This window comes from Hylemonella sp. P2_B10 (assembly GCF_056404875.1).
On sequence record NZ_JBFUDE010000001.1, the window covers coordinates 412,896 to 433,774 of the forward strand.

The window sequence follows — 20,879 nt, forward strand, 5'->3', positions numbered from 1 at the left end:
ATACATACCCACGCGCACAGTGGGCCACGGGTTACAGGGGGGAACAACGGCCATGACAACCGCCAGCACCGGCTACAGCTTCGTCAGCTTCACCGGCAACTACCGCATTGACGACCTGCTGGAGGGCACCCGCTGGGGCAAGGTGGGCGCTGTCACGCTGAGTTACAGCTTCCCCACCGCTGCCAGCAGTTTCGCCATCAGCTACGGCTCGGGCGAAGCCATCACCGGCTTTTCGGCATTGACAGCCACCCAGCAGGCCGCCGTGGCCAGCGCGCTGGCATCTTGGTCGGCGGTGGCGCAGGTGCAGTTCGTCAGCGTGGCCGACAACGCCAGCAGCGCCGGCGACCTGCGCTTTGCCTGGACGCGCGCCAGCAGCATCAAGAATTCGCAGGCCTATGCCTACATGCCCGGGCCCACCCCTGAAGCGGGAGACGTATGGCTGAACCCAGACGCCTCGTGGAACAGTTATGCGCCGGGCAGCTTCGGCTTCATGACCCTGCTGCACGAGATCGGCCACTCGCTGGGCCTGTCCCACCCCTTCGACGGTGGCCTGGGCGTGCTGCCAGCGGCGGAAGATTCGCTGAGCAACACGCTGATGAGCTACACCGCGCTGGCGGGGCAGAACGGCTCGTATGCCAACTTCAACCCGACCACGCCGATGTCCTACGACATCGCGGTGATGCAGTACCTGTATGGCGCCAACACCAGCTACCATGCTGGCAACGACACCTACACCTTCGTGCAGGGCAGCAGCTATTTCCAGACCATCTGGGACGCGGGCGGCATCGACACCATCGTCTGGCAAAGCTCCAACGCCACCTCGGGCAGCAACGCCGCGGAGTCCGCCACCGTCGACCTGCGGCCCGGCGCCTGGAGCGACCTGGGCAAGGCCCTGTCCTTCACTGACGCCAAGGGTGTTTTTGTTGGCCGCAGCGACAACACCGTGCAGATCTATGCCACGGTAACGATAGAGAACGCCACCGGTGGCATTGCCGCCGACAAGCTGATCGGCAACGATGCGGCCAATGTGCTGACCGGCTCCAGCGGCGACGACGTGCTGACCGGCAATGCCGGCAATGACAGCCTGCGCGGCGGCGCCGACTTCGACACCGCCGTCTATATCGGCAAGCGCGCGGACTACACACTGACGTTCAACGGCACCTACAGCAACAGCTACATGGTCACCGACCAGCGCGGCGGGGAAGGGCAGGACCAGCTGTCGGAAGTGGAGCGGCTGCAATTCTCCGATGGCAGCTACGCCGTCGACATGCGTATCGACGACGCTGGCGGCAAGACCGCGCTGTTGGTTGGCGCCCTGTTCGGCGCGGCGGGCCTGGCCGACCTGAAGGAAGTGGGGGTGGTGCTGAGCTACTTCTCCCTCAACCAACTACGCACATTCCCGACCCTGTCATACGGCCCCCATTCGCTGCGGGACGGCGCCAGTTTCGTGATGAATTTCCAGGACATGCCCGCCGCTCCCGGCAGCACCAGCAATGCGACTTTCGTCAACACCGTGTTCAAGAACGTCGTCGGCACGGCGCCGGACGAGGCCACATTGCAGGCCTTTGTCGGCCTGCTGGACGCCCACATCTTCAGCCAGCCGCAGCTGCTGGCCGCCGCCGCCACCACGCAAGCCAATATGGATCGGGTGGATCTGGTCGGCCTGGCCGCCAAAGGCATGCTTTTCCTGCCCTACTAAACTACGCCTCTAGCAAAGGAGCAGCTCATGGGCGCGCAGTGGAAAGCAAAAGGCAAGGAACTGGCGGCGAACGCCAGGGGAAAACTGTTTGGCCGACTGGCCAAGGACATCATGGTGGCGGCCCGCAATGGCGCCGACCCGGCCACCAATTCACGGCTGCGGCTGGTGCTGGAGCAGGCGCGCAAGGTCTCCATGCCCAAGGACACGTTGGATCGCGCCATTAAAAAGGGCGCCGGGCTGACCGGTGAGGCGGTGCATTTCGAACACGTGATCTACGAAGGCTTTGCGCCGCACCGCGTGGCTGTGATGGTGGAATGCCTGACCGACAACGTCAACCGCACCGCGCCCGAGATGCGCGTGCTGTTTCGCAAAGGCCAACTGGGCACGTCCGGCTCAGTGGCCTGGGACTTTGACCATGTGGGCATGATTGAAGCCGAGCCCGCCGCCGCGGGCGCCGATGCCGAGGTGGCCGCCATCGAGGCCGGCGCGCAGGATTTTGAGCCCGGCGAGGACGGCGCCACGCTGTTCATCACCGACGCCACCGACCTCGATCTGGTCAGCCGTGCGCTGCCGGCCCAGGGCTTCACCGTGCTGTCCGCCAAGCTGGGCTACAAGCCCAAAAACCCGATCGACCCGGCCAGTCTGGCCCCCGGCGACTTGGCTGAAGTGGAGGCCTTTCTGGCCGCCATTGATGCCAATGACGACGTCCAGAACGTATTTGTGGGCTTGGCCGGCTAGCCGCCAGTCGCCATCCAGATCAGGCTGGCTTCCAGAAAATGTAGTCCGCCTGGTATGTGACAGTCTGCTTTTGCCCCAGGTTGGCGGCAGCGCAGGCTGCACTGGGCGCCACGCCGCCCTGGGTCGCCACACGCTGGATGTAGCCCACGCCCTGCATGGCACCCATGCCCATGGCCGGGTTGGCCTTGACCAGTTGCAGCGGGATGTTGCCCGGGCCGGCCGGCGCCACGGCCACCTGGGTGGCGGTGACCTTGGAGCCGTCCATGTTCTCCCACGTGGCGGGCGGGCCGTAGTAACGGCCGATCTGCTTGCCGGCCCGGTCCATCAGCTTAGCGTCCGGCCCGACGAACACCCATTCAAACTGGTCGGCCATGTCTTTCTTGGCCCGGCATTCGTAGGTGATGTTGCCGGCGCCCACGGTCTCCATGGCCACCTTGTGGCCGGCTGGAACCATGACGGTGGCCGGCAGGCCGTCCTGGGTAAATGGCTTCATGGCCGGCGGGTTGCTGCCGCAAGCAGCCAGGACCATACCGGCCACGGCTGCGGCGAGGATTGTTGTGTGGGTACGCATGCTTGCTTCCTTTTTGGAGTGGTTGCTGATGGAGTGCAGCCGCGCAGGGCGGCTACAGCGGGTACGCAAGCAAGGCGCGATTGGATTCACGAAACGGCTGCGGTGACTTTGAACAACCTCACCCATTTATTAACATAATATACATCGTATAAAGTATAAGAATGACAGATTCCCAGGGCCAACCGCTCATTTCCCCAATGAAGCCCCTCACTTCTTGCCCTGGTGCCACAGCCGATGCGGCCCTGGCCCATTGACCGCCAGCGCATCATTCAGGTTGCGCAGCCGGCAGCGGTCAATCGACAGGCAGCCGCAGCCAATGCAATCGTCCAGCGTGCTGCGCAGTTTCTTCAGCTGTTCAATCTTCTCGTCCAGGTCGTGTCGCCAGCCTTCGGACAGCCTGGCCCAGTCTTCGCGGCCCGGGGCGCTCCCGGTGGGCAGGCTGTCCAGAGCGAGCTTGATCTCGGCCAGGCCAATGCCAACGCGCTGGGCGACGCGGACAAAGGCAATCCGGCGCAACGTCGCCCGCGCATAGCGCCTCTGGTTGCCTCCGGTGCGGGTGCTGGAAATCAATCCCTTGGACTCGTAAAAGTGCAAGGTTGACACGGCCACGCCACTGCGGCGCGCCACCTCACTGACGGACAGCGGCAGTGACCGGTCCACAACGATGTTGATATCTTTCATGAAAACACCCCTTGACCTCAAGTTTAGTTGAGGTTTTAGAGTGGCCACCACGTGCAATCCGCATGTGTCAAATCAGGAACTACCCACCATGAGCCATTCATCCCTCACCACACCCAACGGGCCGGTGTACCGTGTCGACAAGTTCACGGTGCCGGCGCAATCCGTGCCCGCTTTCATGGCGCGTGTCCAACTCATCAAGGGCATGCTCGACACCATGGCCGGCTGCAGGCAGAACCTGGTGCTTCAACAGGCCGGGGAATCGGGTGAGGTCAAGGTCGTCACCATCGCCGAATGGGAAAGCCGGCAGGCCATTACCGCAGCCATGGTGCAGGTTCAAGCGCGTTACGCGGCGCAGGGGTTTGACCCCGCCGCGTTCATGCAGGCGCTGGACGTCAAGGCGGACATGGGGGTGTACAGCCCGGCATGACCTACGCTGCACGGGGGTGACAGACACTGGCCGCGTCAAAGCTTTCCAGGCACCGCCTGCAGGTGCCTCTGCAGCTTGTCCTTGGCCGTGGTCAGGTTGCCCTCCAGATGCTGCAGCCAACGGTCCTCCTCTTGCGCGGATTCGGCAAAGGCCAGCTTGCGCTGGGCCGCCGCGACATCGCGCTCCAACTGTTTCAGCTCAACTTCCCATTGCTGTCTGGGCGTCGTCATCAGGGGGTCTCCCGAACTGGCGGTCCATGATACAGATGCCCTGCTTGTGCCGATGGTCACACGCGGGCTGGCGGGCGCGCCCTAGAATGAACCTGCTGTCACACCACCGGGGCCGTCAGAGCCCTGTCCAATTCATGCGCCTGCCTCATTTCATTCGCCAATGGCTTCCTGATGCCCAGGACGATGGCGTCCGCATTGACATCACCCGCGCCAGCCAGCCGCCGTTTTCGATACGGCCGCGCGCGTTTGAAGACTTCAAATTCCAGGATGGCGACGCGCTGGCGGTGCGGCAACCCGAGCTGGCCAGGCCGCTGCCAGTGGTCTGGGGCGACACCTGCGTGCCGGTAGCACCGGGCAAGGCGGTGCGCGTGCCGGCGGTCTACCGCTTTGCCGATTTCAAGGGCTTTCGCATACCGCACCACCTGATCACGCTGACCGGCGCCGGGCCGGAGACGCTGGAGCCGTTTGGCCTGGCCCACATCGAGAAGTACCAGAAGTACATGGGCCTGTTCCCCGAGATGACGCTGCTGGACCTGGGCTGCGGCATTGGCCGCGACGCCTTCCAGCTGCTGGACTATTTGAAGGGCCCCGGCAAGTACATGGGTGTGGACGTGACGCGCGACTCCATCGTCTGGTGCAGCAAGGCCATCACGCCCGGGCACCCGCGCTTCACCTTCCACCATTTCGACGCCTACAGCGAGCTGTACAACCCGTTTGGCAGCAAGACGTCGATGGACTTCCGGCTGCCGGCCGAGGACGGCACGGTAGACCGCATCGTGCTGGCCTCGGTGTTCACCCACCTGCTGGAGGATGAGGTGCTGCACTACATGCGCGAGTTCCGCCGTGTGCTGAAACCCGATGGGCGGGTGTATGCGTCCTTCTTCCTGTACACGGCCGAGGCCCTGGCGGCGGCTGTGGAAGGCGGCAACACGGCCTGGAAGGCCACGTTTGCATGCCCGTTGGGCGACGGCGTGTACGGCAACGACCCGGCCTACCCGCGCGGCGCCGTGGCCTACACCGACGCCGCCATGCAGCGCATGATGGCGGCGGCCGGGTTGCGGCTGGAGCGCCCCTATCTGAAGGGCTGGTGGTCCGGTCTGCACGGCGACCAGGCCGAGGACGGGCAGGACGCCGCGATTCTCGCGCCGGCTTGAGCGGGCGCGCCAGCGTTGCGCGCCCTTCCCCCGACCGCTGCCTGCTTTCCGGGCCTTTTCATCCCCGCTTTGTGATCCCGGTCATACGCGGGTTCACGTCCCCCCTTTTGGGGGATGGCGTAGCCTGTAGCGCCTGCTGACAATCCATTGCCATAGCCGCACAAAAAGTGCACATCAGGGAGGGGGAAGCGGCGCGACAGGCCGGGTCTGCGCGCCGCCTTCATCAGGATAGGGAGAAAGCGATGACAACCCGCATGGGTTCGCACGCCCGCCGCATGGCGCGCGTGGTCTGGCGCTGGATGGATCCGGTGCCCGCTGGCGTGTTTGAGGCGCCGGCTGCCGGCACAGTGGTCAGCCCGTTGAGCGCCCGGCCCCCTGTCCAGCCCATGGCGCAGGATGACACCCAAGCCACCGGCCAAGCGCCAGCTGACGAGGTCGGCGGTTTTTTCCGTCTGCCCTTCGTGGACCGGCGCGACAAACTGCTGCAAGGGCTGGATTTGCGCGCGCTGGCCGGCGCCGAAATCGGCCCGCTGGACCGCCCACTGGTGCGCAAGAGCGACGGCAGCGTGTACTACGTGGACCATGTGGCCACCGAGGCACTGCGCGCCAAGTGGTCTGCCGACCCCAACATCGACCTGTCCAAGCTGCATGTGGATGCGGTATGGGGCGCGCTGTCGCTGCGCGAAGGCATTGCCACAGCCGCCGGCCCCGGCTTTGCCGGGCTGGACTATGTGGTGGCCTCGCACGTGATCGAGCACGTGCCCGACGTCATCACCTGGCTGCAGGAGATCCAGGCCGTGCTCAAGCCCGGTGGCCAGTTGCGCCTGGCGGTGCCCGACAAGCGCTTCAGCTTCGACTACCTGCGCAGCACCTCCAGCCTGGCCGACATGCTGTACGCCTGGCAGTGCAAGGCGCGTGTGCCCAATGCCCCCTGTGTGCTGGATTTCTGCCTGAACGCCGCCGTGGTGGACCTGCATGCCGCTTGGCGTGCGCCGCTGGACCCGGCGACGCTGAAGCGCTACCACGAATTTGCGGGCGCATTGGCGCTGGCGCAAGATGCGCGGACCAGCGGCAATTACCACGACGTGCACTGCTGGGTGTTCACCCCCGCCTCCATGGCGCGCTGCTTTGCCGTGCTGGCACGCCAGGGCCTGCTGGGCTTTGCCTGCGAACGCTTCTACGACACCGAGGTGGACAACCTCGAGTTCATCCTGGCGCTCAGACAGGACGACGACACCGCGCGCTGCGCCGCCAGTTGGGAAGACATGGCCGCGCGGGCCAAGGTGCACCGCTACACCGAATGAGGGCGGCCCTCAGGCCAGACTGACCAGCGCCACCTGCCCCAGCAACCGCAGCACATCGGCCTGGTTGGCCAGGCTGGTGCCGGGGTTCAGCAACGCCGCGGCACCGCAGGCGGCGCCGTGGCGCAACGCCTCGCTGGGCTCATGGCCCTGGGCCAGCGCCGCCACCATGCCAGCGGCAAACGAGTCGCCCGCGCCCACCGAGCTCGCAACCTGGACCGCCAGTGCCGGGGCCAGCCAGGCGCCCCGCGGCGTGGCCAGCAAGGCACCCTGGTCGCCCAACGACACCGCCACCAGCTGCGCCTTGCCGGCCTGCACCCATTGCATGGCGGCCTGCTGCACGTCTGGCACCGCGCGCAAGGGCAACCCGGTCAGCTCACGCAGTTCCCGCCAGCTCGGCTTGACCATGTACACGCCCGCCTGCAGCGCCGCTTCCAGAGCCGGCCCTGACGTGTCCACCACCAGCCTGGCCCCGCTGGCCGCGCACAGCGCGCCCAGGCGGGCATAAAAGTCCGCCGCCACGCCAGGCGGCAGGCTGCCGCTGGCCACCACATAACGGGGTGTCGGCCGCCACTGCGTGATGCGCAGCAGGCAGTCTTCGACTTCCTGCGCCAGCAATTGCGGGCCCGGCAACACGAAGCGGTATTCCTGCCCGGTGTCGGCTGCGGCCACTGTGAAGCTCTCGCGCGTGATGCCGGCGATGGGCACCGCGACGCTGGCCACACCCTCCTGCTGCAGCAGCTCGATCAGCAATTGCCCCGTGGGGCCGCCCAGCGGATACAGCGCCGCACAATCCACCCCCAGCCTGTGCAGCACGCGGGCCACGTTGATGCCGCCCCCGCCCGGGTGTCGCAGCACGTCACCGCAACGTATCTTGCTGGTGGGCTGGACTTGCGGCGCGCGGGCCCAGATGTCCAGCGCCGGGTTCATGGTGACGGTGAGGATGTCGGTCATGGTCGGACAAGCCTAGCATGCGACCCCGGGGCCAGGTTACCTGGCTGAGAAGCCGCCCGCGCGGGTTTTCCCTGAACCCATATACTTCATTCATTGATAATATTCGCACTCAGTGATATTTGATCCTTGAGGAAGGCCAGTGAGTTTGGACGAACGCATGCCGGGCAGGCTGATCAAGGCCCCCGAGAATTTCCTCGACGCACAGGGTGTGCGCCAGGTGTTCGCTGAAAGCCGGCAAGGCCGGCGCGGCTTCCTGCGCAGCGCCTTCGCCGCCGCCAGCGCGGCCGCCGCCGCGCCGCTGGCCTTGGCGGCTGGCAACCCGGTGCCGCCCAAAGGAGACCCCAACATCCTGGAGCTGCCCGTGCACAGCAAGGGCCTGGGCCAGCCGGTGGCCAGCGATGGCTACGGCAAGCCCTCCAGGTTCGAGGCCAATGTGCAGCGGCGCCAGAGCCCGGGCCTGACGCAGACCAACCAGGCCTCGGTGTCGTTCGCGCCGCTGCAGTCACTGTTTGGCATCGTCACGCCCAGTGGCCTGCACTTCGAACGGCATCACCAGGGCTGGTGGGATGTGGACCCGTCCAAACACCGGCTGATGGTCAACGGCTCGGACGAGCGCATCGTCAAGACGCCCATGGTGTTCACCATGGACGAACTGATGCGCCTGCCGTCGGTGTCGCGCTTTCACTTCATCGAGTGCGGCGCCAACACCGGCATGGAATGGGGCAACGTGGCCGTGCCCACCTGCCAATACACCCACGGCATGCTGAGCTGCAGCGAGTTCACCGGCGTGCCGCTGCGCCTGCTGTTGGAGCGCTGCGGCGTCGATTTCAAGCGCGGCCGCTACGTGCTGGGCGAAGGGGCCGATGGCTCTTCCATGACCCGCACCCTCCCGATGGAGCTGGTGGAAAGCGGCGAGGTGCTGGTGGCCTATGGGCAAAACGGCGAAATGCTGCGCCCCGAGCAGGGCTACCCGTTGCGCCTGGTGGTGCCCGGTGTGCAGGGCGTCAGCTGGGTCAAGTACCTGCGGCGCATCGAGGTCGGCGACAAGCCCTACGGCACCAAGGACGAAACGGTGCACTACATCGACCTGATGCCCGACGGCCAGCACCGCCAGTACAGCAGCACACAGGAGTGCAAGAGCGTCATCACCACGCCCTCCGGCGGCCAGGTGCTGTTGGACAAGGGCTTCTACAACATCAGTGGCCTGGCCTGGTCGGGCCGCGGCAAGGTCAAGCGGGTGGACGTGTCGGTGGACGGCGGGCGCAACTGGCGCAGCGCGCGCCTCGAATCACCGGTGATGTCCAAATGCCTGACGCGCTTCAGCCTGGATTGGGTGTGGGACGGCCAGCCCACGCTGGTGCAAAGCCGCGCCATGGACGAGACCGGCTATGTGCAGCCCACCTACCAGCAACTGCGCGCCGTGCGCGGCAGCCGCTCGATCTACCACAACAACGCCATCCAGACCTGGCTGGTGCAGCCAAGCGGCGAGGTGAAGAATGTCCAGCTGTCGTAAGGCGCTGGCCGTGTCGGTCGTGCTGGGCGCGTGGCTGGCAGTGGGGATGGCCGCCCTGCCCGCTCAGGCACAACCCACCACCACGCAGACGGCCGCAAGGCAAGCCAACCCGGCAACGCCCCCCTACCCCTACCCCGGCCTGGGCCGGGCGGCCACGCCCAAGGAAGTCGCCGCCTGGGACATCGACGTGCGGCCGGATTTCAAGGGCCTGCCCAAGGGCGCCGGCAAGGTGGCCAAGGGGCAACAGGTGTGGGAAGCCCAATGCGCCTCCTGCCATGGCATCTTTGGTGAAAGCAACGAGGTGTTCAACCCCATCGTCGGCGGCACCACGCAAGCCGACATCGCCAGCGGCCATGTGGCCAACCTGAAGGGCGGCGGCTACCCCGGCCGCACCACGTTGATGAAGCTGTCCAGCGTCGCCACGCTGTGGGACTACATCAACCGCGCCATGCCATGGAACGCGCCCAAGTCGCTGAGCGTGGAAGAGGTCTACGCCGTCACCGCCTACCTGCTGAACCTGGGCGGCGTGGTGCCGGAAGACTTCACGCTGTCGGACCAGAACATTGCCGCAGTGCAGCAGCGCCTGCCCAACCGCCATGGCACCACCACCCAGCACGCACTGTGGCCGGGCAAGGGCATGGGCCAGCAAGCACCCGATGTGCGCGCCGTGGCCTGCATGAAAGACTGCGCGCCTGAGCCCAAACTGGCCTCTTACCTGCCCGAGCGTGCGCGCAATGTGCACGGCAACCTGGCCGAGCAGAACCGCCTGGTGGGCCCGCAGCGCGGCGCCGACACCTCCGTGGCCGCCCCCGCCCCCAAGGCCGACACGGCAGTGCCCGCGCTGGCACTTTTACAAAAGGCCGGTTGCGTGGCCTGCCACGGCATGGAGAACAAAGTCCTGGGCCCGTCGTTGCGCGAGGTGGCCAAGAAATATGCCGGCCGCGCCGACGCTGCCAACTACCTGGCCGGCAAGATCAAGACCGGTGGTGCCGGTGTGTGGGGTAGCATCCCCATGCCCGCGCAAACACTGACAGACGCCGACGGTGAGGTCATTGCACAATGGCTGGCCGCGGGGGCGAAGAAATGAAGCCGACCGGTGGGGGAACCCGGCCAGGAGCCGGGGCTCAGACACCCTGGTGATTCCCGTTTGTTGACAAAGGAAACCGATATGCAGACCCGCAGAGACATGCTCTCCCATTCCGCCACCGTGGCGGCGCTGCTGGCAGCCGCCGGCGTGCTGCCAGCCACCGCCCTGGCACAGCCCGGCTGGAACGCCGCCGCCTTCGACGCCAAATCCATCCCCGAACTGATGAAAACGCTGGGCAGCGGCACACCGGTGGCCAGCAACGACGTCACCGTCACCGGCCCGGACATCGCCGAAAACGGCGCCGTGGTGCCTGTAGGCGCGGCCACCACGCTGGCCGGCGTCAAGCGCATGCTGGTGCTGGTGGAGAAGAACCCTGCGGTGCTGACCGCCATATTCGATGTCAGCGACGCGATCGAGCCCAATTTCTCCACCCGGGTGAAGATGGGCCAGTCGTCCAACGTCTACGCGGTGGCGATGATGAACGACGGCAAGGTGCTGTTCGCGCAGAAGGAGGTCAAGGTCACGCTGGGCGGCTGCGGCGGCTGAGCGGCAGCTTGTTCCCCAATTTTCAAATGAAACAGATTTACCCAGGAGTTCACCATGGCTGATCCCATGCGCATACGTGCCCAGGCCGCCGGCGACAAGGCCACTGTCCGCGTCCTGATGGCGCACGAAATGGAAACCGGCTTGCGCAAGGACAGCGCGGGCAAGACCATCCCCGCCTGGTTCATCCAGGAAGTCGCCGCGCAGCTCAACGGCAAGACCGTGATGACCGCCCACTGGGGCCCGGCGGTGGCGAAAAACCCGTTCCTGCAGTTCACGGTCAAGGGGGCCAAGGCCGGCGACAAGATCGCCATCACCTGGACCGACAACAAGGGCGACAAGCGCACCGATGAAGCCGTGGTGACCTGACGAAACGGCCTTTCCCGTCCGGGCAGGCGCTCTCGGGCCCGCCCGGCGCCATGGCAGCAGACAGACAACAAGAGGAGACCATGAAGAACACCATCAAGCATTTCCTGACCGCCGGCCTGGTGCTGGCGGCCGTGGCGGCAGCGGTAGGCGCCTTCGCCCAGCAGCGCTCGGCCGCCGACGGCATTGCCGAATACCGCAAGATGCTGGAAGACGGCAACCCGGCCGAGCTGTTCGAGGCCAAGGGCGAAAGCCTGTGGAAGCAAAAGCGCGGACCCAAGAACGCCTCGCTGGAGCAGTGCGACCTGGGCAAGGGCCCGGGCCAGGTCAAAGGTGTCTTTGTGGAACTGCCGCGCTACTTTGCCGACACGCAGAAGGTGCAAGACCTGGAGTCGCGCCTGCTGACCTGCATGGGCAGCTTGCAAGGGTTCAACACCGTCGAGGTGGCCGCCACGCCGTTTGGCCGCGGCGAGCAACTGACGCTGGAAGCGCTGGTGGCCTGGATCTCGGCCGAATCGCGCGGCCAGAAGATGAACCTGCCGCAGGGCCATGCGGAAGAAAAGAAGATGTACGAGCTGGGCAAGCGGGCCTTCTTCTACCGTGGCGGCACGCATGATTTTTCGTGCGCCAGCTGCCACGGCAGCGACGGCAAGCGCATCCGCCTGCAGGACCTGCCCAACCTAACCAAGAACCCGGGCGACGGTGTGGGCTTTGCCGCCTGGCCGGCCTACCGCGTCAGCAGCGGCGAGCTGTGGGGCATGCAGCGCCGGCTCAACGACTGCTTCCGCCAGCAGCGCTTCCCCTACCCCGGCTACGCGTCCGACGTGACCGTTGCCTTGGGCGTGTACATGGGCGTCAACGCCAAGGGCGCCGCGTCCATCGCACCGTCGCTGAAGCGCTGAAACGGGAGACACGACCATGAAGAAACAACACACCGTTCGCCTGCTGGCCGCTGCAACTGCTGCCATCGCGCTGCTGGCCGGCTGCGCCGCCATGGCGCCTGCGCCCGACTACGACGCGCTGACTGCGCAAATGATGCAGGCCTCGTTCCGCGACCAGGGCATCGCCAAGGTGGACCGGCTGCAGCAGGACGCCTCCAACCTGACCTGCTCCAAATCCCAGGGCGCCGACCTGCCTGCCGCTGCCGCCAAGGCCATAGAAGCCGAAGCTCTGAAGACCGTCCGGATGCCGGCCGACGGCAAATTCATCGGCGATTGGAAGGCCGGTGAGGCGCTGGCGCAAAACGGCCGTGGCATGACCTGGACCGACGCCTCCGCCGCGCCACGCGCCAACGGCGGCAACTGCTACAACTGCCACCAGATCAGCAAGGCCGAGATTTCCTTCGGCACGCTGGGGCCGTCGCTGTACAACTACGGCAAGATCCGAGGCATCACCGACCCGGCCAGCGCTGCGGCCAAGCCCATCGTGGAATACACCTGGGGCAAGCTGTACAACGCCAAGGCCTACAACGCCTGCTCCGGCATGCCGCGCTTCGGCCACGCCAAGCTGATGGACGAAGGCCAGCTGAAGGATCTGATGGCGCTGCTGCTGGACCCGAAGTCTCCGGTCAACCAATGACCATGCTGGGTGCCCGGGCCGTGGGGCGGCCTGGCGCTCTTTGACCACCCACCCATGAATCTTTCCAAACGCGAATTCCTGCAAGTGCTGGGCGCGGCCTCGGTGGCCGGCATGGCGCTGGGGCGGCATGCCGAGGCCGACGCGGCGGCAGCCCAAAAGGGCTTGTACGAGCTGCCGCGCTTCGGCAATGTGTCTTTCCTGCACATGACGGACTGCCATGCGCAGTTGAAGCCGATCTACTTCCGCGAGCCCAGTGTCAACCTGGGGCTTGCTGGCATGCAAGGCCAGTTGCCCCACCTGGTGGGCCGGCACCTGCTGAAGGCCGGCAACATCCCCGCCGGCACCAACCTGGCCCATGCCTTCACCTGTCTGGACTTCGAAAAGGCGGCGCGCCGCTACGGCAAGGTAGGCGGCTTTGCGCACCTGGCCACCTTGGTCAAACAGCTGAAGGCCAGCCGACCCGGTGCGCTGCTGCTCGACGGTGGCGACACCTGGCAAGGCTCGGCGACTTCTCTGTGGACGAATGCCCAGGACATGGTGGAGGCCGCCAAACTGCTGGGCGTGGACGTGATGACCGGCCACTGGGAATTCACCTACGGCATGGAGCGGGTGAAGGAGATCGTGGAGAAAGACTTCGCCGGCCGCATCGAATTCGTGGCCCAGAACGTCAAGACCAACGATTTTGGCGACCCGGTGTTCAAGCCCTATGTGCTGCGCGAAATCAACGGCGTGTCTTGCGCCATCATCGGCCAGGCATTCCCCTACACGCCCATCGCCAACCCGCGCTACCTGGTGGCGGACTGGACCTTCGGCATCCAGGACGACAACCTGCAAAAGCAGGTCGACGAGGTGCGCGCCAAAGGCGCCCAGGTGGTGGTGGTGCTGTCGCACAACGGCATGGACGTGGACCTGAAGATGGCCAGCCGGGTGCGCGGCGTGGACGCCATCCTGGGCGGCCACACGCACGACGGCGTGCCGGTGGCGGTGCCGGTGGCCAATGCCGGCGGCAAGACGCTGGTGACCAATGCGGGCTCGAACGGCAAGTTCCTGGGCGTGATGGACTTTGACGTCAAGGCCGGCCGCGTGGCCGATTTCCGCTACCGCCTGCTGCCGGTGTTTGCCAACCAGTTGCAGGCCGACCCGGCGATGGAGGCGCTGATCACCAAGGTGCGCGCGCCGTATGAGGCCAAACTGGCCGAGAAACTGGCCGTGACTGATGGCCTGCTGTACCGGCGCGGCAACTTCAATGGCAGTTGGGACCAGTTGATCTGCGACGCGCTGATGGAGGTGCAAGGCGCCGAAATCGCCTTCTCGCCCGGCTTCCGCTGGGGCACCACGCTGCTGCCGGGGGACACCATCACGCGTGAGCTGATGATGGACCAGCTGGCCATCACCTACCCCTATGCCACCGTCAACAACATGACCGGCGACACCATCAAGACGGTGCTGGAAGACGTGGCCGACAACCTGTTCAACCCCGACCCTTATTACCAGCAGGGTGGCGACATGGTGCGGGTGGGTGGCCTGCAGTACACCTGCGAGCCGGCGCAGAAGATGGGCGCGCGCATCAGCAACATGCGCCTGAACGGCAAGCCCGTGGAAGCCGGCAAAACCTACAAGGTGGCTGGCTGGGCGCCGGTGGCCGAGGAGGCGCGCAGTCAGCTCGGCAGCAAGCCGGTATGGGATGTGGTGGAATCGTGGTTCAAGGCGCGCAACGGCCGCGTGGGCCCGCGCAAGCTGAATTCGCCGCAACTGGTGGGCATGCAGGGCAACCCGGGCCAGATGACGTGAGTGCTTTTTTAAGTTCACAGGAGAAAACCATGAGATTCGCCAAATTCCTCGCCGGCCTGCTGCTGGCCATGGTCACCGTGCTGGCCCCCACCGCCTGGGCGCAAAGCACCGCCAACAACGTGATCTACCACATCGACAACAGCGAAGGCCAGGCGCTGAAGGGCCTGCGCAACATCAGGAACCACCTGGACACCGACCCCACGGCCAAGATCACCGTGGTCACGCATGCGGAGGGCGTGGACTTTTTGTTGACCGGCGCCAAGGACCGCACCGGCAACGAATACGCCGCCCCGGTGGCGGCGTTGAAGGCGCGCGGCGTGAAGTTCGAGGTGTGCGAGATCACGCTGCGCAACCGCAATATCAAGAAAGAGCAGTTCATCGAGGAGGCGGACTTCACCCCCTCCGGTGTGGTGCGCCTGGCCAAGCTGCAACAGCAAGGCTACGCCTACATCAAGCCCTGAGCGTACCTATCGGCTTGCCGAACCGCTGCTGAGAGCCTGTGCCCCGCTGTATCCGTTTCTGCGCCCGTTTGCTGCTCGCGGCCTGCTGGTTGCTGGCCCAGGCCGCCTGGGCCGCCACTGCCCCCGACTCTTACCTGAAGCCACGCGAAGTGGCCCCCGGCGTGTGGTTCGTGCAGGGCGAGCCGGCGCTGGGTTCGGCCAAGAACCGCAATTTCATCTCCAACGCCGGCTTCGTCGTCACCGACGGCGGCGTGGTGGTGGTGGATGCGCTGGGCTCGCCGGAGCTGGGCCGCGAGCTGATCCGGGTGATACGCGAGGTCACGCCGCAGCCCATACGCCACGTCATCGTCACGCACTACCACGCCGACCACATCTACGGCCTGCAGGCTTTCAAGGAGGCCGGCGCCAGCATCATCGCCCACGAGCAGGGGCGCGAATACCTGAATTCGGACACGGCCCGCTTGCGCCTGGAGGCCAGCCGCCAGGAACTGGCGCCGGCGATAGATGCCAACACCCGACTGGTGGCGGCAGACCGCTGGCTGACGGGCGAGGAAACCCGATTGACGCTGGGCGGCACCGACATCGTCATCCAGCACGTGGGGCCGGCCCATGCGCCGGAAGACATCGTGGTGTGGCTGCCGCAGCGCGGCGTGCTGTTTGCCGGCGACCTGGTGTTTCGCGGCCGCATCCCCTATGTGGGCCAGGCCGACAGCGCCAACTGGATCAAGTCGCTGGGCCGGCTGATTGCCTACCAGCCGAAAATCATGGTCACCGGCCACGGTGCGCCGTCCGAGGCGCCTGCCGCCGATCTGGCGCTGACGCGCGACTACCTGGTGTTCCTGCGCCAGGCCATGGGCAAGGCGGCGCAGGAGCTGGAGCCGTTTGACGACGCCTATGCACGCACCGACTGGTCCCGCTTCGAGGGCCTGCCGCTGTTCAAGGCCGCCAACCGCATGAACGCCTACAACACCTATTTGCTGATGGAGCAGGCCGGCGGCAAACCATGAGCCCGTGCAGCCAGGTCAGGCGCAAGCCCTGACTACTTGCAAGGCGGCACGTGGTCCAGCCGCCACATCTGGTAACGCAGCGCCAGCACCGCGCCGCCCACAAACCCGGCCGTGGCCAGCACACTGCCCAGCGACAGCGTGGACAGGCCCGATATGCCCTGCCCCACCGTGCAGCCCAGCGCTGTGACACCACCCACCCCCATCAACAACGCGCCCACCAGGTGGTTGGCGGTGTCTTCGGTGTTGCCAAAACCTTCCCAGCGGAACTTGCGGCTGGCCAGCGCCACCACGGCCGAGCCCAGCACCACGCCGACCACGCTGACGATGCCGATGGTCAGCACCTTGCTCTTGTCGCTGAAGAACAGCAGCCAGTCCAGCGTGTAGCCCACCGGTGCGGCCATGCTCAAGGCCTCCATGCGGCGCGAGTTGGTGGCGACGAAGCGCTCTTCCAGCGTCTGCGGGTCTTCGGCCAGGTAGCCCAGGTGGCCCGACACCCACCACAGCGCCACGATGACCAGGCCCACGCCCAGCCCGCCCAGCCAGACGTTGGCCGTGCGGCCTTCGGGCTTGTACAGCACCCACACCAGCAGGGCCACGGCCACCGCCCCGCCCAGCAACGGCGCCAGTGCGGCCACCTTCATGCCGAAACCACCGGCCAGCAGCGTGGGCAGATCCTGCCCGCCAGGCAGGCCGACGGCCAACTGATCCACTGTGGCCACGCGCACCACGGCAGTGATGCCCTTCAGCGTGGCAAAGGCCGCCACCCCCATGAACAGCAACACCACCAGCGATTTCAAATTGCCGCCACCCACGCGCACCAGGTTCTTGCTGCCGCAGCCCGATGCCAGCACCATGCCGAAACCAAACAGCAGCCCGCCCACCAGCGTGGACGCCCACAGCAGCCGCGGCTCGGCATAGATGCTTTTGGCCGCAACCACCCAGCCCAGGCCCACCATGCCGTTGAAGCCCAGCACTGCCACCGCTATGGCCAGCACCCACATGCGCACACGGCTCCAGTCCCCCATGGTCAACACGTCGGCAATGGCGCCCATGGTGCAGAACTGCGTGCGCTGCGCAATGGCGCCGAACACGGCGGCGAGCACGAAGGCGCACCACAAGACGAGGGAGGTGGGGTCGGAGGCGGGGGTCACGGGCATGCGGGGATTATCGGGGCATCCCCAACGGATACCGCCGCCTGTTGGGGAAAACACCGGGCGGCGAGCCCCAGGCAATATCACTGCTCCTGCATATAATGATTTTGAGCGGCAACAGGGTGATCCCCACAGAAAGCAGGCGCATGGCAAACAAGGAAGACACAAGCGACCAGGACCGGGTGTTCGAATCCGTGGCCGAGCTGTTCTCGGTGCTGTCCACGCCCATACGGCTGAAGATCATCAGCGCGGTGTGCAACGGCGAGAAGAACGTCTCTGAGTTGTTGGCTGAGATCGACACCACCCAGTCCAACATGTCGCAGCACCTGGCCATGCTGTACCGCAGCGGCGTGCTGTCCAAGCGGCGCGACGGCACGCAAATCTATTACCAGCTGCAAAGCGAACGCGTGGCCACGTTGTGCCGTGCGGTCTGCACCCAGGTGGCGATGGAGCTGGATCCGGACACCGAGGTGCACGCCTCCGAGCGGCTGGTACCCGCGCGCGCGATGTAACGCCTGGGGCCTTGGCCAGCGCTGTGCAGGCTCAAGGGGCCTGCAGGCAGCCCTGTATGCCGGCCGCGATGGCACTGGCCATGCGGGCAATGCGCTCCGGGTCTTTCAGGCCCGGCTCGTCGGCCGGGTTGACGATGACGCCCGCCTCCACCAGCACCGCCGGGCTGCGCGCCGTCTTCAGCACCGCCAGCTCGTCGCGCGCAAACACGCCACGCTCCAGGTCGATGATGGGCCGGTTTTCGCCGATCACCGGGTCGGCATGGTAGCTGGAGGGCGTGAAGCCCGCCGCGCGCAGGCTGTCGCCCAGCGTGCGGGCGCACTGGATGCTTTTGTCCGAAGCACGGTTCTTGCGCGACACCCAGACCGAAAAGCCGCTGTAGCGCGGATCCACCACCGGCAGGAATTTGCGCCGCACCGAGTCGTGGTGGATGGAGACAAACAGGCCGGCGTCGGCGGCGATCTCGGTGCGCTGGGTCAGGCTGTCCAATTGCCCCGCTTCGTTGACCAGTTGCACGCGCACCTGGTTCATGTCCAGCACCTGCACCAGGCGGCGCGCCAGGCGCTGGTTGAAAACGAATTCGGGGGTGCCGGCGGCGCTGATGGCGCCCGGGTTCTTCAGGTAATGGCCCACGTCCACCGCCACCAGGGGGGCGGCTGCCCGGCTGGCCATCGACAGCAACGCGAGCGCCAGGAACAAGGCCAGGCGGCTGACAGTGGTGGAAGGACTTCGGCGCGGGATCATCCACGCATTGTGCAACGGCCAGCCCGGCTTATTCGTCGTGCAGGTGCGGCGCGATCTCGCCTTCGGCCAGATCGTCGGTGCTCAAGTCAGCCCAATCAGGCAGGCCCATGTCGCGCTCCACGCTGGCCAGCGAAGCAGCCGAATCCTGCGCCATGTCATCCACGCTCTCGCCCTCGTCAATTGCGCGGCTCAGCTTGTCCACCTCCCAAGCCTTGCGCGGCTGAGGCAGGTGCGCGTGCGGCATGGCCGCGGCGCTGGTGTGAATGGTTCCCATGGTGCTCTACCTCCAAAATCGACGGGCCAGTGGCCCCTTGGACACAGCTTACCCATGCCGGCCTTCTCTGTGTTTGACATGACGCAATGGCATTGCTCGGGTCCATACATGCCGTCTAAGGACTAACATGGCCCCAAACGCCAGCTTTCACAGCCCAAGGAGCGCCATGCGCATACGCGATTGCAACTGGATGCAGGTCGAAGCCCTGCTGCAAGGCGGCGAAACCCGCGCCGTGCTGCCCTTGGGCAGCATAGAGCAGCACGCCTACCTGTCGCTGGCGGTGGATGCGCTGCTGGCCGAGCAGGTCAGCGTGGAGGCGGCCGAGCCGCTGGGCATCCCGGTGTTCCCGGCCCAGCCCTATGGCTACACGCCCACCTACATGGCCTACCCGGGCACGATGACGCTGAAGCTCAGCACGCTGCTGGCCGTGCTGGGCGACCTGGTGGGCTCGTTGCACCAGCACGGTTTCAGGCGCATCCTGATCGTCAATGGCCACGGCGGCAACAGCGGCGCGGCCAGCCTGCTGCAGGAGTTGACGGCGCAATACCCTGGGTTGCAGATCCGCTGGCACAACTGGTGGGCCGCGCCCAAGAGCATGGCCTTTGTGCGCGAACACGATCCGCAAGCCTCACATGCCTCCTGGATGGAAAACTTCGCGCTCACCCGCCTCCCCGGCGTCACCCTGCCCCAGCAGCCCAAGCCGCTGGTGGACTACGCCCGCATGGCGGTGATGGACCCGCCCGACAAGCGGGCCTACCTGGGCGACGGCTGCTATGGCGGGCACTACCAGCTGCCCGATGCCGTGACGGACGCGCTGTGGCGCATTGCGGTGGATGAAACGCGGGAGTTGCTGGGCAGCCTGTAGCCCCAGCTCCCAGGGGCGCTGCTCAGCCTTTCAGCGGCCAGGTCCCGACGATGTTGTGGATGTGGAAGCCTTGCAGGCTCTCGATCAGCAGGAACTCCTGCGCAGTCCATTGCACGGGCTCGATGCGCTGTTCCGCGTGCAACACACGGTCATACATCAGGGTGACATGGGGCACGGAAATCAACCGGGCCTTGAGGCCGGCCTTCGCCAGCTCCATGTGCAAGGCCAGCTGGAACTCCGTCAATTCGGCATTGGCGCCCGTGGTGGCCCGCAGCACCAGCGGGTTGTTGCGGCTGTTTTTGAAACCCGTCACCCGGTCGAAGCCGACCTCGAATGGCGGCAGCTTGACCTTCGTCGCCGCTTCGCAGGCCGAGGCCAGAAGCCCGCGCGGCGTGGAGGCATAGGCGCCCAGGTCCAGCAAGGTGACGTGCAACCGGTTCGCCGGCAGAGGCTTGGTGCGGACGTTCAGCGTGGCGTTGATGTCGGCCGCCATACCGGACAGCTGCTGAGCCACGGGCGGGGGCGGACGAAGCGCAAAGAACAGCTGGCGCACGACATACGTGGACTCGAACTCTGTCAGATGCATTTGGGAAGGCATGCGGGCTCCTTGAATAACTGTATAAATAAACAGTCATGCAGAATTTAGCACCTCTGTGCGCGCGCCGCAAGCCCCGCAACCAGGCCCAGGCCTGCCGTGAACCCGGCCGACCAGCCGCATCACCTGCGCCGCGCCAGCGCCTCCTCCACCTTGGTCAGCTGGCTGCTCATGCCGGCGGCGGCGCGGCCCGTCCACTCCGGATCGGTGTGCGGCTGCACGGTGATGACCATGCGCGCTACACCACCCGGCTGCTGCGAGAACTCGGCCACCATCTTGTTGTCGTACGCCGCCACACCGGGGATGAAGTCTATGGTGTGTGTCAATTCCAGCTGCTTCAATGGCTGCACAGCGGTGTAGATGCCCCGTGTGCCATGTGACAGCGGCATGTTGGACGCCTTCATGAACGCGATCTGCTCCGCCCCGTCGGCAATCATGTCGTACACCAGGGCGCCGCCCACGCGGAGGTCCAGCTCGCGCACCTCCACGCGGAAACCCTCCGGCCCCCACCAGGACTCGAAGCCCTCCTTGGTGGTCCATAGGAACCACAGGTCTTCCACCTTGGCGCTGTAGCTGCGGTCGAAAACGACGGGTTGCTGGTGCTGGCCGGCGGCGGAACTGGCGATGGTGTTCATGGCA

The 20,879-nt window shown here is 65.9% G+C and carries 25 protein-coding genes; 16 read left to right on the plus strand and 9 right to left on the minus strand.

The annotated features are described in order from the left end of the window. The first annotated feature begins 52 nt into the window (after window positions 1–52). Window positions 53–1,699, plus strand: coding sequence for a M10 family metallopeptidase (locus AC1DX2_RS01920; protein ID WP_477194592.1), 1,647 nt, complete (start codon window positions 53–55; stop codon window positions 1,697–1,699). 27 nt (window positions 1,700–1,726) lie between these two features. After that, a complete protein-coding gene (locus tag AC1DX2_RS01925; protein ID WP_477194593.1) occupies window positions 1,727–2,437 on the plus strand; it encodes a YebC/PmpR family DNA-binding transcriptional regulator in 711 nt (236 codons plus the stop codon). 19 nt (window positions 2,438–2,456) lie between these two features. Here the strand turns inward: AC1DX2_RS01925 and AC1DX2_RS01930 are convergent, their stop codons facing one another. Both AC1DX2_RS01930 and soxR read right to left on the minus strand, forming a co-directional pair. Further along, complete coding sequence (locus tag AC1DX2_RS01930) at window positions 2,457–3,008, minus strand: DUF3455 domain-containing protein (RefSeq protein WP_477194594.1); 552 nt, start codon at window positions 3,006–3,008, stop codon at window positions 2,457–2,459. A gap of 207 nt (window positions 3,009–3,215) precedes the next feature. Then, complete coding sequence (soxR, locus tag AC1DX2_RS01935) at window positions 3,216–3,689, minus strand: redox-sensitive transcriptional activator SoxR (protein WP_477194595.1); 474 nt, start codon at window positions 3,687–3,689, stop codon at window positions 3,216–3,218. An 88-nt stretch (window positions 3,690–3,777) separates the two neighbouring features. On the opposite strand from soxR, the gene AC1DX2_RS01940 reads away from it, so the two are divergent. Next, entirely contained in the window at window positions 3,778–4,116 is a 339-nt protein-coding gene (locus tag AC1DX2_RS01940; protein ID WP_477194596.1) for an antibiotic biosynthesis monooxygenase family protein, read from the plus strand. Window positions 4,117–4,151: 35 nt separating this feature from the next. On the opposite strand, the gene AC1DX2_RS01945 is transcribed toward AC1DX2_RS01940, so the two are convergent. Continuing rightward, the gene (locus tag AC1DX2_RS01945) at window positions 4,152–4,346 is read right to left on the minus strand and encodes a hypothetical protein (RefSeq protein ID WP_477194597.1); all 195 of its coding nucleotides are present in this window, start codon (window positions 4,344–4,346) and stop codon (window positions 4,152–4,154) included. Window positions 4,347–4,480: 134 nt separating this feature from the next. Here AC1DX2_RS01945 and AC1DX2_RS01950 point away from each other — a divergent pair, with 134 nt between their 5' ends. Further along, window positions 4,481–5,500 (plus strand): class I SAM-dependent methyltransferase, encoded by a 1,020-nt coding sequence (locus tag AC1DX2_RS01950; RefSeq protein ID WP_477194598.1) that lies wholly within the window; start codon window positions 4,481–4,483, stop codon window positions 5,498–5,500. 242 nt (window positions 5,501–5,742) lie between these two features. Beyond that, window positions 5,743–6,804 carry a methyltransferase domain-containing protein gene (locus AC1DX2_RS01955; protein WP_477194599.1) on the plus strand — a complete coding sequence of 354 codons (1,062 nt, stop codon included), beginning with the start codon at window positions 5,743–5,745 and terminating at the stop codon, window positions 6,802–6,804. 9 nt (window positions 6,805–6,813) lie between these two features. Here the strand turns inward: AC1DX2_RS01955 and AC1DX2_RS01960 are convergent, their stop codons facing one another. Continuing rightward, the gene (locus AC1DX2_RS01960; RefSeq protein ID WP_477194600.1) at window positions 6,814–7,755 is read right to left on the minus strand and encodes a 1-phosphofructokinase family hexose kinase; all 942 of its coding nucleotides are present in this window, start codon (window positions 7,753–7,755) and stop codon (window positions 6,814–6,816) included. Window positions 7,756–7,912: 157 nt separating this feature from the next. Between AC1DX2_RS01960 and soxC the strand changes: the two genes are divergently transcribed. The 9 genes from soxC to AC1DX2_RS02005 all read left to right on the plus strand — a co-directional run bounded on the left by soxC (window position 7,913) and on the right by AC1DX2_RS02005 (window position 16,101). Continuing rightward, window positions 7,913–9,268, plus strand: a complete 1,356-nt coding sequence (gene soxC / locus AC1DX2_RS01965; RefSeq protein WP_477195743.1) for a sulfite dehydrogenase — start codon at window positions 7,913–7,915, stop codon at window positions 9,266–9,268. Further along, window positions 9,252–10,355, plus strand: coding sequence for a c-type cytochrome (locus AC1DX2_RS01970; protein WP_477194601.1), 1,104 nt, complete (start codon window positions 9,252–9,254; stop codon window positions 10,353–10,355). Before soxC ends, AC1DX2_RS01970 begins: the two co-directional genes overlap by 17 nt. 81 nt (window positions 10,356–10,436) lie before the next feature. Continuing rightward, the gene (gene soxY, locus AC1DX2_RS01975; RefSeq protein ID WP_477194602.1) at window positions 10,437–10,901 is read left to right on the plus strand and encodes a thiosulfate oxidation carrier protein SoxY; all 465 of its coding nucleotides are present in this window, start codon (window positions 10,437–10,439) and stop codon (window positions 10,899–10,901) included. Window positions 10,902–10,955: 54 nt separating this feature from the next. Continuing rightward, window positions 10,956–11,267: a thiosulfate oxidation carrier complex protein SoxZ gene (gene soxZ, locus AC1DX2_RS01980; RefSeq protein ID WP_477194603.1), complete on the plus strand. Its 312-nt coding sequence runs from the start codon at window positions 10,956–10,958 to the stop codon at window positions 11,265–11,267. Between the two features lie 80 nt (window positions 11,268–11,347). Next, window positions 11,348–12,166 carry a sulfur oxidation c-type cytochrome SoxA gene (gene soxA, locus AC1DX2_RS01985; RefSeq protein WP_477194604.1) on the plus strand — a complete coding sequence of 273 codons (819 nt, stop codon included), beginning with the start codon at window positions 11,348–11,350 and terminating at the stop codon, window positions 12,164–12,166. A gap of 16 nt (window positions 12,167–12,182) precedes the next feature. Further along, on the plus strand, window positions 12,183–12,842 hold the full coding sequence (gene soxX, locus AC1DX2_RS01990) for a sulfur oxidation c-type cytochrome SoxX (RefSeq protein ID WP_477194605.1): 660 nt from the start codon (window positions 12,183–12,185) through the stop codon (window positions 12,840–12,842). 54 nt (window positions 12,843–12,896) lie between these two features. After that, entirely contained in the window at window positions 12,897–14,633 is a 1,737-nt protein-coding gene (soxB, locus tag AC1DX2_RS01995) for a thiosulfohydrolase SoxB (RefSeq protein WP_477194606.1), read from the plus strand. Between the two features lie 29 nt (window positions 14,634–14,662). Next, window positions 14,663–15,094: a DsrE family protein gene (locus AC1DX2_RS02000; protein ID WP_477194607.1), complete on the plus strand. Its 432-nt coding sequence runs from the start codon at window positions 14,663–14,665 to the stop codon at window positions 15,092–15,094. 68 nt (window positions 15,095–15,162) lie between these two features. Continuing rightward, window positions 15,163–16,101, plus strand: a complete 939-nt coding sequence (locus AC1DX2_RS02005) for an MBL fold metallo-hydrolase (RefSeq protein ID WP_477194608.1) — start codon at window positions 15,163–15,165, stop codon at window positions 16,099–16,101. A gap of 32 nt (window positions 16,102–16,133) precedes the next feature. Here AC1DX2_RS02005 and AC1DX2_RS02010 read toward each other — a convergent pair whose 3' ends face one another. Continuing rightward, on the minus strand, window positions 16,134–17,258 hold the full coding sequence (locus AC1DX2_RS02010; protein ID WP_477194609.1) for a YeeE/YedE family protein: 1,125 nt from the start codon (window positions 17,256–17,258) through the stop codon (window positions 16,134–16,136). 140 nt (window positions 17,259–17,398) lie between these two features. On the opposite strand from AC1DX2_RS02010, the gene AC1DX2_RS02015 reads away from it, so the two are divergent. Next, on the plus strand, window positions 17,399–17,764 hold the full coding sequence (locus AC1DX2_RS02015; RefSeq protein ID WP_477194610.1) for an ArsR/SmtB family transcription factor: 366 nt from the start codon (window positions 17,399–17,401) through the stop codon (window positions 17,762–17,764). Window positions 17,765–17,795: 31 nt separating this feature from the next. On the opposite strand, the gene AC1DX2_RS02020 is transcribed toward AC1DX2_RS02015, so the two are convergent. Both AC1DX2_RS02020 and AC1DX2_RS02025 read right to left on the minus strand, forming a co-directional pair. Then, a complete protein-coding gene (locus AC1DX2_RS02020; RefSeq protein WP_477194611.1) occupies window positions 17,796–18,506 on the minus strand; it encodes an N-acetylmuramoyl-L-alanine amidase family protein in 711 nt (236 codons plus the stop codon). 28 nt (window positions 18,507–18,534) lie between these two features. Then, entirely contained in the window at window positions 18,535–18,780 is a 246-nt protein-coding gene (locus AC1DX2_RS02025; protein ID WP_477194612.1) for a hypothetical protein, read from the minus strand. A gap of 166 nt (window positions 18,781–18,946) precedes the next feature. Here AC1DX2_RS02025 and AC1DX2_RS02030 point away from each other — a divergent pair, with 166 nt between their 5' ends. Next, window positions 18,947–19,645, plus strand: coding sequence for a creatininase family protein (locus AC1DX2_RS02030; protein ID WP_477194613.1), 699 nt, complete (start codon window positions 18,947–18,949; stop codon window positions 19,643–19,645). Between the two features lie 22 nt (window positions 19,646–19,667). Here AC1DX2_RS02030 and AC1DX2_RS02035 read toward each other — a convergent pair whose 3' ends face one another. After that, window positions 19,668–20,243 (minus strand): 2'-5' RNA ligase family protein, encoded by a 576-nt coding sequence (locus AC1DX2_RS02035; RefSeq protein ID WP_477194614.1) that lies wholly within the window; start codon window positions 20,241–20,243, stop codon window positions 19,668–19,670. 119 nt (window positions 20,244–20,362) lie between these two features. Further along, window positions 20,363–20,875, minus strand: coding sequence for an SRPBCC family protein (locus tag AC1DX2_RS02040; RefSeq protein ID WP_477194615.1), 513 nt, complete (start codon window positions 20,873–20,875; stop codon window positions 20,363–20,365). Window positions 20,876–20,879 lie beyond the last annotated feature (4 nt).